This is a genomic window from Actinomadura soli, assembly GCF_005889715.1.
GTDB classification, from domain to species: Bacteria; Actinomycetota; Actinomycetes; order Streptosporangiales; family Streptosporangiaceae; genus Spirillospora; species Spirillospora soli.
Genome location: NZ_VCKW01000081.1, coordinates 1 through 10,795, shown reverse-complemented (window position 1 = coordinate 10,795; position 10,795 = coordinate 1). Strand labels below are relative to the sequence as shown.

Here is a 10,795-nt window from a genome sequence, read left to right as displayed (position 1 = left end):
GCCTCAGGAGGTTTCGTGCGGCCCATCTCCCATCTGGCCGACCGTGACGACGCGATCGCATTCGCGGCGTTCCACACCTTCGTCTCTCCGGCATTGCGCGTCGCCGCGCGCGGGCCACTGCATCGGGCCAGGCACGCAGGCCGTTCCTGCGGTGCGCCGACCGGTCACGGGTGGTGCGCCGAGTGCGAGGAGACGGTCGACGATCTCCTCCTGGAGAGCTTCGCCAGGCTGCGATCCGCGCTGGATGGGGCGACGCCGGAGACCCGTTCGGGGCAGCCCGTCCGCGAGATGGTCCTGGTGTGCGAGCACCTGGCGTCGGCGGACGCACGGAACGAGGACGCCGCCACCTGGGCGGTGAAACTGCGCCGTACGGCAGGCGGCGATGAGCCGTGGTTGCGGGCCGCCCGGGCCCAGCTCGTCCATTACCCGTTGCTGCACCTCGAAGAGCGGACAAGGCGCGCGGACGCTGTTCGCCGGGGGGCGTCGGCGCGCCCGGACCGAGACCTGCGCCAGGCGGCTTGGGCGGCTCCGCTGCGGAACGACCCCGCGGGATTGGAAATGCTCATTCTGCTGGTGTTCCGGATGCGACGCAGAGTTCCCGACCCATTCCAGGTGCCGGACGACCTGCGAGACCGTCACGGTTTGACACGGACGGAGGCGTCCCGGCGAATGGGAACGGCGCTGGCCTCGCTGCGTGCGGCCAACCCCGGATTCTTCGCCGCCAACATCGGTGAGCCGGTCACCGGCCACGGCGTCGAGGCGCCGGTGGATCCGCAGGAAAGCATCACAAAGGACGCCGACCGGGACCAGGCTCGTGCGATATTGGCTCGCCTGCTCACGGCCCGCGCGGGTGAACCCATGGCGTGTGCGGCGCGCCGAAGGTCGTACCGGGCTGTCATCGCCGCTGTTTGCGCGCTCGGTGCCGGACGGCGCGCAGACCCGATCGCCGTGGCCGTCCGGGAACTCGGCCTCATCCCGGAGCATGCCGCCCGTAGGGTTCGCCGTCTCGCATTCCTGGTGGCCGCCGCCGGCGTGGAGTGGGCGGATCAGATGGCGGAGGTTACGCCTGCCGGTGTGGGCGCTTGATGAGCTGCTCCGCGCTCGTCCACCGGCGAACTTCTGCGGCAAACCGTCCAGCGGCACGCGTGCTGAGCGTCACGCTCACCACCAGATCGGCCGTGCCCAGAGTGAGTGACGCACCCTGTTTCACTGGCCGTACCGCGAACCAACGAACAACGACGGGAATGTCATCGCCGCTCACCTGTTCCCCGACCAGCCGTTCAGGCCGTGGGAGGTAAGCGACCTCCGCGTTCTCCGCCGCGGTGAACAGCTGAAGCAGATCGGTGCCGAGCGAGGGGACGTCGAGATCAGCGCGGACGGTCAGGGCCGTCTCGCCATGGGTCAACGTCAGTACAGCGAACGGCCCGTGGAACCAGGCGGCGACACCGTCCGATGCCAACTCGCGTGGGCCGTACGGACGTGCGCGGACGCGCTGCGCATATGACTCGGGCCGGGTCATCGAGCTGATGGGAGAACGTCCCCCATGTCGATGCCGGTGTGATCTCCGAAGCCGCCGTAGCGGACGAGGACGTCCAGACCCATCGGTGCTCCCGTAGGGGATCGCCGGGCGCCGGCGACGCAGTAGATGATCTCGCCGATACTGCCCCGTGCGAATGGAACGTTGCCTTTGAGCAGGTGCCCGGCCATCGTAAGGCGCTAGTCGGCGCCTCCGCGGCGCCGCATGATCGCTCGACGGCACGATCAGCAGCGAGCAGCTCCACGTAGGGCTCGACGCACGCACCTCGTACAGACAACGCGCCACGATGGCCGCCTGCAAGCGGTGAGCAGATCGACCAGGCCCCCGATCTCGACACGGCAGCCGGACCCTTCAGTGCGCCGGTTCCCCTTCTCCCAGCAGCAACATGAGCGCCTACGGTGTAGGCGGTTTCGTATGTCTCGCCCTCCCCGCCCCGGGAGCACCGCCAGGAACGCGGCATGGACGGCCGGACCAGCCGCGCGACGGAGGAGCCGACGGCCAAGCAGCGGTGCGCTTGAGGTGGCGACCGTCCGCGCAAAACGCCGCCAGCACCGTCAGCCCTGGCCCGACCTCGCGGCCGAGCGCCGAGGCGATGGCCCCCGCTTGCGTCGGCCATACTGCCACTGGCCACCCGCGCCCACGCGGCTCCACATCGCTCGCTCGACGGCCATCCGTTCAACCAGCCAGGGCGTTCGCCTTCGTCATGTGTTCCCATGCCCCCGACCGATGGACGAACGTCCGCCACGGCACCATTCGAACCGAGGCAAAGCTGATCAAGCAGTTTCAGCGACACCCCGGGGTCAACAGCACCACCGACGAATCGCTGCACAATGGGCCTTCAGAGAACTAATCTTCCCTTAGCGCACCTGCAGCTTTCCGTGGTGTCCTCATCGCCCCCACGAGGGTTCGCAACTAGGCGGACGGGTCGAGGCGTACCCGAGGGTGCCACGGTCCTCATCGCCCCTACGAGGGTTCGCAACCTCACCTTCGCTGCGCGCTGCGCCTCCGCGTACGGTCCTCATCGCCTCTGCGGAGGGTTTGCAACATGGGAGGCAGGCGAGGGCCGTGATGATGTGCCGAACTTGCATCTGGGTTCGGTTCGTGTCGGGATAGCTGCCGTTGGGCACTGAGTGGGATGTCTCGTGATGTGCCTGCCGAAGTTTGGCGTTCTCGGGCCGCCCGCCCGGCGTCGGCTCAGTGGTCTGGCTCAACAGATGAGTGGTGAAGTCCGGTCTGCCTGGCGCCGGTTGGCGTTGGTGTGTTGATCGAACGGTGGGTCTCGAACCCGGCAGGTGGCGCATCGGCGAGGGCCGAGTGTAGACGCCGGTGGGTGACCAGCCGATCCACATTCGTCAGTCGGCTGTGGCGAGGTATCCGGGTTCTGTGGGGAGTCCTTCGCATCGCTGTGCCCAGCCGCGGAGGTCGTCGGCGAACTTGGTCGACAAGCGGTCGAGGTAGCCGTCCGGGTTGTCGCTCCTGCTCCGGGCGGCCTGCTGCAACTCGCTGAGCATGACCTGTTGGGTGCCCTGCATGAAGTCCTTGTAGCCGAGGTCGTTGAGCCTGCCGATCAGTGACTCGACGAGCTTGCCGATGCAGCCCCGCACACGGTCGTCGGGATCGTCACGCCAGATCCCGTAGAGTCGCACGGCGACGGCGCGCAGGGCGCTCTCGTGGGTCGGTCCGGCCAGCGTCATGTTCACCAGCGCCTCGACCAGGAGCAGCTTGGCTCGTGGGCTGAGATCGGGCACCCAGCAGCCCTCCACCGCACTCGGCCAGTGGAGGGACTGGCAGGGGTTGAGGCGGGTCGAGTGGCGGCACAGCAGTTCGGCGGCGATGAGCTGCGCGTTGGACGATGGCGAGCGTAGTGCCGCGTCGATCACAAGCACGGCGGTCTCATGGGAGACACGGGGATTCTCTGGGCACCACAGGTCGACCAGGAGGGGCACGGCGAGATCGGCGTTGTCGAGCTTGGTGAGCGCGAGGAGTCCGGAGGCCAGCGCGGCCGGATCGGATGAGCCTCCGTCGGTGGGCGCGATCAACTGCCCCGCGCGCATCGCCGAGTCCAGCCTGAGCTGGCGGCCCTGTTCGGCTTGCTCTGTTTGCAGCCGATGTTCGGTTTGGCGGTTCATCACGAATCCGATTAGCGCCACGGACGCGGTCACGAGAATGCCTATGAGCGTGAGCACGGCCGTAAGTCGTGTAGCCTCCCCGTCTCCCATATGGAGCGGACCCAGCAGGAGGATCGCAGGCAGGGCGGCCATCACCAATAGGATGCCGACCGCGAAGAAGACGATTTTCCAGTCGTCCTTGCCCATGCTGACTCTCCTCGCGCTGCAGAGGACCATCGTTGCGCGCGGCTTATGGAGGCGGCCACGTTCAGACCTCAACCGGACACGTTGCCGATACGAGGGTGACGTTGCGCATCGGGTGGAGCGCCTTGCTGTGCTGTGCGCATGTGGATATGTACGTCCGGTGCCTGAGGGGGATCCGGCGGTCCGGCACTCAACAGCGTCTCGATCGCTACTCTCGGTGATTGTGCACGGTGTGAGCGACGATTCCATGGCTCCCGACGGCCATCCACGGCTACTGGAAAGGGTTTGGCTGCGTATGCGGCGAGCCTGCGCACGTTTCTGGGCCTCTGCGTTTAATGGGACGCCGGATCTGAGGAATCCTCGCTAGTGTGTGCCGGTGATCTTGAGGTGGTTTGCGGGTTTGGTCGCGGTGGTGGCGTTGATCAGTGGCTGCGGATCGGATAACGCCGGTCCCTCGCCCGGCGACTCAAACGGACGCCTCAGCAAGGCGCGGCAAGAGAAGCTGGCCACGGAGAAGAAGCAGATGGACCAGGCTCTTCCCGGCGAGATCCAGACCCAATGGTGGAAATGGGCCGCCAGTACGCCACGGGGACGCAACCCCGTTGAGGACGAGACCGGGACGCATTGCGCGGCGGGCCAGGGCGAGTTCATCTGGAATCTTGCGGGAACCTTTGGTGGTTCGGTGAAGCGCCGCTGCACCATGCCCTCACAGACATTGGTCGTGCCAGTGGTGAACCTGCTGGGCTCGCAGAGCGATTGTGCGGCGTTCATGGCGGCCGCGAGGGGCAGGTGGACGGTCGACGGGGTCGCTCAGCCCGTCCAGCGTTGGGAGGGTTCGCCGATCACCGTGGACAGTGTGGCGGGCAACCCGGTCACCGGCACCGCTGGACAGACCAAGGGGTATGCCTGCGGGTTTTGGGGATTCATCGCCCAAGGCGGCCTGGCCCCCGGCAAGCACAAGATCAGCATCCGTGGCAGCAGCGGCGACTTCCACACCTCGGTCGACTATGACCTGACCGTCGCCGCAGCCAAGGAACCGAACTCTCCATAGGTCACCGGGTGGCGCCCGCCCGCATCTCCAGACCTTCCTCTGCGCGGCGCGCCAAACCCCCGCCTTGGGGCTGGATCTTCGCTGGTAAGCAGGCGAGAACCGCGGAATCCGTTCTCAGATGACCCTTCAGCAGCGTACACGCCCGACACCTTCACCGACCCGAAGAGCCAACTCGACGAGTTCGCCGCGATCCGCGACGCCGGCTGCGCCGTCAACGAGGGCCAGATGAACGTCGGGGTGCGGGCGGTGGCCATGCCCGTCAAGGGGCCCGGGCAGGGAGACGGTGGCGGGGCTGTGCGTTGAGGCCCAGCGGTCCGGCTCGGCGACGACCGGATCGACGACCTGATCACACGAGTGCACCTCGCCGCCGAGCGCATCGCCAAGGTAGGGACGTTCGACGGCCCCGCCTGACACGCCCCGCGACGGGTGCACGACCCGTCCCGGGAACTCCGCTCGATGCCGAGCGCTGCGATCACGTCCGCCTCGAATCCCAGACGCCTGAAGGCGCCAACTCGGTCGCAGAAGGCAGAAGGAGGCCAAGACTCAGCGAGTTTCACTGCATGGCGGTGGAGGGCGGGTGCTCGAAGGAGACCGGGCAGCGAAAGACATACAGGGCGTAGCCGCGGCCGATCACCACTTCGGTAGGCCCTGACAGAGCCTGCGCCGGTTCCTCCACCGGCCGCCAACTCCCACCCGTCCCATGCCACTCGCTGGAATCGGCGGTGAACAGCAACGTCATCGCGGTGCCGCACTCGGTGCAGTCCATGGGATAGGGGTCGGTCAGCGACCAGTTCGCATAACCGCCCACCTTCCAACCGGGCGCCAGAGACAAGTCGTAGTGGTAGCTGCGGCCGGTCTCGTCCTCATCGCCCGCTTCCCCGGCCTTCTCCCACGCGACGATCCGCGCGTCCAGTTGCTCAGGGAGCAGGCCGCCGTACTGGTACTCACGGACCCGTTCCGGATGGACGACGCAGGGCTCCGGGAGATACGCGTCGCTGACCACGGGCGGTTCGGGAGCGGTCTCCAACGGCCGAGTCACGTCGGCGGCGCGCCGCCAGTACAGCCGCACCCGCGGGTTGTGGCCCTCCTTTGGATGGTCCAGCGGGCACCACAGCACCTGCAACAGATCCGTGCCCTGCGGACCTGCGAAGTCGGGGACGTCACGACGGTACAACTGCGCCACCGGGATCAGCGGGATCGGTTGCTTCACCAGATCGTGCGGCTCGGAGAAGTCGATGTCCGGTAGTTCCGCCAGCTCCTCATCGGTGAGCTCGTACCGAGTACCGCTCGCGTCCGCCCGGGCCTGTGCCGCCGCGTAGATCTCCCGGGTTCGGCGGACCGTCGCCGGCGTCTGGAGTTGAAAAATGTAGTGGTCGTCACCGTCGTCGCATACCGGCCAGGGCTCATCGGACGGCCACAGAAGCGGGCCACCGATGGAACTGTCGGCGGTCGAGGGCCCGCCAGGACGCGGGTGCAGCCGCGTGGCCGTGGCCGAATACCGCCTCAACTCCGGGAAGTGCTCAGCGATGTCCACCGGACGCGGCGGCGTGGTGCGGGTCATGGCCGAGGATCATAGGGAACCAATACGACAAGACCAGCAGGTGCGTTCCTTGGGGAGCCGTCCGACCATCCTTGCAGTCCCCCCGAGCTGCCGTAGCTGCGGGAGTAGTACCAGCGGCAGCGGGCGGAGAAGGTGCGGGTGGGCGACGCCTGGGAAGACTGGGGCGTGGTGTTCGCCCCCCAGCGCAACGGTCGACCGCTGGACGGACCGAAGCTTGGAAAGCGCTGCTGAAACGGGCTGGGGTGCCCGACGGTTCGCGATGCTGGAGAGCGTATCGGAGGCGCGATGTGGGGGCCGAAAACGGGTTAACTGCGGCTAGAAATGCAACTGAAGATCTACAAAAAACCAGGGGTTCCACATAGCAGAGCGCGGAACCCCTGGTCGGAGGGCGGAGGATCGGGGATTTGAACCCCGGATGGGCTTGCACCCAAACCGCATTAGCAGTGCGGCGCCATAGACCGGACTAGGCGAATCCTCCAGTAGCCGTCAGGCCCAGACAGGTTACCGGTTCGGCGCGCCAACCGGCAAAGTCTGACCCGTGGGTCCCAGCAGCATAGTGCGAGACGGTGTCGCTACGCGAAGATGACGGGCCGGCGTTCCGCTCCCGGGGCCGCGGGAGCGGATCGCCGATGGTCAGCCCAGCCGGAAGGCACTGAAGCCGCAGGCGTCGGCCAGGTCGTTGCCGTGCCGCTGCATGGCGGCGGTGTCCGGCTGTGAGACGCCCGACATGTCGCCGGAGCTCAGCTTCCGCAGCATCTCGGCCGTGTTGTCGAGGTCGCCCGCGAAGGCGGTCGCGGCGGTCTCGACGTCGCCGCCGGCGTTCTGGCCCTCGGAGCGAACCTTGGCCGCCGTGTCGGAGAACTTCTGGGCCGTCGACGAGGCGCCGCTCGGCGACGTCATCGACATGGAACCGGTGGAGAAGGTCCGCAGCTCTTTCTCGATGTTCTTGCACGCGGTCGTCTTCTTGCCGCCGGCGATGGCATCGACCGCGCCACAGCCCGTGGAACCGAGCATCAGGCCACCGACGGCGAGGACGCCGACCAGCTTGGTGGCAGACATGCGCATGGGGATTCTCCTTCAGGGGGATGGGCAGAGGACGAGCTAGACCTCACAGGTCACACTAGTCACAGGTACCACTTTGGCGTACCTTGACCACCTGGGGTTCCGTGACTCAAGTCACACTCGTGCAACGATGGGCGGGCCAACCGATTCGCGGTCGGGTCGGCGGAGCCGGTACAGTAAACCCGGCAAGCACCCGTAGCTCAACGGATAGAGCATCTGACTACGGATCAGAAGGTTAGGGGTTCGAATCCCTTCGGGTGCGCCCACCTCAGAGGCCCCTTCCGATCTTGGAAGGGGCCTCTGGTTTGCGCCGTGGGAGCCACGTTGGGAGCCACGAGGTTCGTCAGGCCCCGAAGAGAGCGCCGCTCATGGCCTCAGCCGCCGCGCGCTTGTCGTCAACGAGCAGATGCCCATAGACGTCCTTCGTGATCGCGATGCTTGTGTGCCCGAGGATCTCGGAGACGACGTGCAATGGTGTTCCTTGGGCCAGCATCAGCGACGCCCCCGAGTGCCGCAACTCGTGCGGGTGCCAGTGGCCGAGGCCCGCCCGCTTGGCCAGCTTGGAGAAGGTGTGGGAGAAGTTGTCGGGGTCCATGGGTGTGCCGACTTCGCTCGCGAAGATCAGCATGTGATCCTTCCACAGGTCACCGGCAGCGATCTTGGCCTCAGCCTGTCGGACGCGGAGTGTTCGGAGCTTGGCCACGATCTGTGGCGTGAGGACCAGCGTCCGGCGTGACTTGGGCGTCTTGAGTTCGCTGAGCACCAGGCGCGTCTTGCGCTTGCTCGTCTTGTCGCGGTTCTTGATTCGCTTCACGGCGTGCGTGAGACGTACCGTCCCCGCGTCCCAGTCGAGCGCCGACCAGCGGAGGCCGAGAACCTCGCCGCGTCGAAGCCCATAGGCCAAGGCGATCATGATTGCTATCTCGAAGCGGTGGCCGGTCACCGTGTTGAGCAGCGTTTTCGCTTGGTCGATCGTGAGTGTTCGCCCCTCTTTGGCCACCACATGAGGCGCTGCCGAAAGAGCGCCGACGTTGCGCGGGACGATGCCCTCACGCTCTGCTTGGCCGAGTGCCTTACGCAGGACGGTGCGCATGATCCTTATGCTGTTGGCGCTGTAGCCCGCTTCTCGCTTGGCCTGCCAAAGCTTGTCGACGTCCAGCACCGTGAGCTTGGCCAGCCTCTTACGGCCGAGTGCCGGCGACAGGTGGAGCCGCACCGTGTCGTTGTAGTCGTCTTCCGTCGATTCGGCGACCGTGCCGGGAAGGTTGTGAGCCAACCAGCGGTCCAAGAACGCCTTGACCGTGATCTTGTCGTCCGGAACCGTTCCGGCGTCCACCAGCTTGCGGAGGTTCCGGAGCTTGTCCGCTACTTCTGCACGCGTCCGGCCAGACACCTTCTTTCGGACGCGACGTCCCTTCTCGTCGTAGCCGAGATGAATCGCTCCGCGCCAACGTTCGCCGTCCTTGTAAATGGAATCCTCGCCGTTTCCCCGTCGCTTGGTCATGCCGCTTCCCCGTCCTCTTCGAGCTGTGCAACGAACTGACGGAGCGCCGTTGCCGGAATCCTGCGACTACCGCCGAAACGCACCGAGGGCAACGCACCCGAGCGCATCAGCTCATAGACCTTCGTCCGACCGATGCTGAGGAGCACCGCCGCCCGCTCTGGCTTCAGCAGCAGGGGTTCAAAGCCCCCGCCCGGTGTCTCTGTCGTCACGCTGCCTCCGCAGTTGCCGAAAGTTCTGGGGTGGGGGTGCGGGTCGCCGCGTCGAGCTGGCAACGGCGTTCGATGCGTTCGCCGATCAGCAGCAAGAGCCGTTGCTCGGTGGGTTTGACGTCGGGGTCGCCGGGTCCGGCGCGTTCCCAGATGTGGATCGCGGTGGGGTCGGTGGGGTTGGTGACGGGGATTCCGGCCTCTGCCAGCCGGGCCAGAACCCAGGCTTTGCGGTCGGCTTTGTGATCGGCGAGGGTTTTGCCGGACCATTTGCGGGAGACCAGGACGCGGCGGCCGCCGTAGCCGAGGTGTTCGCGGCGGTGTGCCTTGCCCTTGCAGAATCCCGGAGTCATGCCCTTGCGGGGATTCTTGGGCTGGACGCCGTAGCGCAGCCAGTTCGCGCACGTCGGTGAGCACGGCTCATACCGCAGTGCTTCGGCCATCCGGTCGAGGTGTTCGCGCTGTGCGTCGGTGCTGGCCTGGTGGCATTCGGCGACGCCCTTGACCAGGTACTTAGTGAGATAACCGAGCAGCTTGCGAGAGTCCGCGGAATCGGCGAGAACGCCTTGCGCGTCGATCTGCCGTCCGAACCGCACCACGTGCAAAGGTTCGGCATCAGCGTCAGCGCCGAGCGCGTCTAGCGCCTCGTCCCAGGTGGGGAGGACCTCCCCGGTTGCCGGGTCGAGGTATCCCCCTTCTGGTCCGGCGGCCGCATCCCAGACCGGGAGCCGTTCCCCCTCGAACACCACGCGGTCGGTCGGTGGCCACCACACCTGGTGGTAGGTGGCCGCCACGACCTGCCGCAGTTCGGCCCGTGAGATGGTGCCGCGGATGGCCATGTGCAGGTGGGGGGCGAGGCGTCGTTGTGGTTCGACGGTGGCGAAGTACTGCACGTCGTAGCCGACGAAGCGGCGCAGGTTCTGCACGAACCGGTCCACCAGCTTGGAGAAGTGCAACGCATCCCGCGCCGCCCGCTCGTAGTCGTAGCCGTCCGGGTCGACCGGGGCCCCGTCCGAGCGGACCCGGCCGTAGGAGTCCAGAGTGAGGGTGAGGAACAGCGAGGGCCGGAAGGTTTTGCCGTCCCGGCCGCGGAACACCTTGCCGAGGGTGCGGGAGTCGACCGGCCGCCGAGGCAGATCCGGAGCATCCTGCCGCCGCCGCGTGGACCGGGTCCGCCGGCCCCTGGACTCATCACCCGTCTTGAGCGCACCGCGCACGCCCGAGCGCTCCAGCTCATGATCCAGGTCCCGCACGACCGCGTCCCAGAACTCCGGCCCTTCCCCCTCCGCCGTCCCGTCTGCCGATGCCTGGTCGCGTGCCGCCGTCGCGTGCGCCCGCAGTTCCATCCACGCCCGCTGCTCCACGTCCGGGTCGGCGCGCGTGATGACCGGTTCGGTGGTCAGGTGCCAGCCCTGACGGCACTGCACCGCGCGGAGCCTGCGCTTGCGTTCGGCGCACGAGGGGCACACCGAGGCCAGGGTGTGCCCGCACGGTACGTACACCACCTCGCCCGCGCCCGTAGTCAGGTCCACCCGCCGCATCGGCACCGGCCGGATACAGAC

The 10,795-nt window shown here is 67.0% G+C and carries 10 protein-coding genes and 2 tRNA genes; 4 read left to right on the top strand and 8 right to left on the bottom strand.

From position 1 onward, the window contains the following. Window positions 1–93 precede the first annotated feature (93 nt). Window positions 94–1,086, top strand: a complete 993-nt coding sequence (locus tag ETD83_RS17505) for a hypothetical protein (protein WP_138646191.1) — start codon at window positions 94–96, stop codon at window positions 1,084–1,086. Here the strand turns inward: ETD83_RS17505 and ETD83_RS17500 are convergent. Both ETD83_RS17500 and ETD83_RS17495 read right to left on the bottom strand, forming a co-directional pair. Then, entirely contained in the window at window positions 1,061–1,519 is a 459-nt protein-coding gene (locus tag ETD83_RS17500) for a hypothetical protein (RefSeq protein ID WP_138646190.1), read from the bottom strand. The genes ETD83_RS17505 and ETD83_RS17500 overlap by 26 nt on opposite strands. Before the next feature lie 1,370 nt (window positions 1,520–2,889). Beyond that, window positions 2,890–3,852 carry a hypothetical protein gene (locus ETD83_RS17495; protein WP_138646189.1) on the bottom strand — a complete coding sequence of 321 codons (963 nt, stop codon included), beginning with the start codon at window positions 3,850–3,852 and terminating at the stop codon, window positions 2,890–2,892. 397 nt (window positions 3,853–4,249) lie between these two features. Here ETD83_RS17495 and ETD83_RS17490 point away from each other — a divergent pair, with 397 nt between their 5' ends. Then, the gene (locus ETD83_RS17490) at window positions 4,250–4,900 is read left to right on the top strand and encodes a signal protein (protein ID WP_138646188.1); all 651 of its coding nucleotides are present in this window, start codon (window positions 4,250–4,252) and stop codon (window positions 4,898–4,900) included. Between the two features lie 39 nt (window positions 4,901–4,939). After that, window positions 4,940–5,203, top strand: coding sequence for an IclR family transcriptional regulator domain-containing protein (locus ETD83_RS45990; RefSeq protein WP_138646206.1), 264 nt, complete (start codon window positions 4,940–4,942; stop codon window positions 5,201–5,203). Between the two features lie 250 nt (window positions 5,204–5,453). Here the strand turns inward: ETD83_RS45990 and ETD83_RS17480 are convergent, their stop codons facing one another. The 3 genes from ETD83_RS17480 to ETD83_RS17470 all read right to left on the bottom strand — a co-directional run bounded on the left by ETD83_RS17480 (window position 5,454) and on the right by ETD83_RS17470 (window position 7,526). After that, window positions 5,454–6,461 carry a hypothetical protein gene (locus tag ETD83_RS17480; protein ID WP_138646187.1) on the bottom strand — a complete coding sequence of 336 codons (1,008 nt, stop codon included), beginning with the start codon at window positions 6,459–6,461 and terminating at the stop codon, window positions 5,454–5,456. 389 nt (window positions 6,462–6,850) lie between these two features. Then, window positions 6,851–6,939: transfer RNA gene (locus tag ETD83_RS17475), tRNA-Ser, on the bottom strand. A gap of 155 nt (window positions 6,940–7,094) precedes the next feature. Further along, on the bottom strand, window positions 7,095–7,526 hold the full coding sequence (locus ETD83_RS17470) for a hypothetical protein (protein WP_138646186.1): 432 nt from the start codon (window positions 7,524–7,526) through the stop codon (window positions 7,095–7,097). Between the two features lie 186 nt (window positions 7,527–7,712). Between ETD83_RS17470 and ETD83_RS17465 the strand changes: the two genes are divergently transcribed. Next, window positions 7,713–7,785 (top strand) — tRNA-Arg (locus tag ETD83_RS17465). Window positions 7,786–7,866: 81 nt separating this feature from the next. On the opposite strand, the gene ETD83_RS17460 is transcribed toward ETD83_RS17465, so the two are convergent. The 3 genes from ETD83_RS17460 to ETD83_RS17450 form a co-directional block, all read right to left on the bottom strand. Continuing rightward, window positions 7,867–9,027 (bottom strand): site-specific integrase, encoded by a 1,161-nt coding sequence (locus tag ETD83_RS17460; RefSeq protein ID WP_138646185.1) that lies wholly within the window; start codon window positions 9,025–9,027, stop codon window positions 7,867–7,869. Then, window positions 9,024–9,236, bottom strand: coding sequence for a helix-turn-helix domain-containing protein (locus ETD83_RS17455; RefSeq protein ID WP_205717732.1), 213 nt, complete (start codon window positions 9,234–9,236; stop codon window positions 9,024–9,026). The genes ETD83_RS17460 and ETD83_RS17455 overlap by 4 nt, the downstream gene beginning before the upstream one ends. Continuing rightward, window positions 9,233–10,795 (bottom strand): replication initiator (locus ETD83_RS17450; RefSeq protein WP_138646184.1); only part of this gene is annotated, 1,563 nt, incomplete at its 5' end. The genes ETD83_RS17450 and ETD83_RS17455, both read right to left, overlap by 4 nt.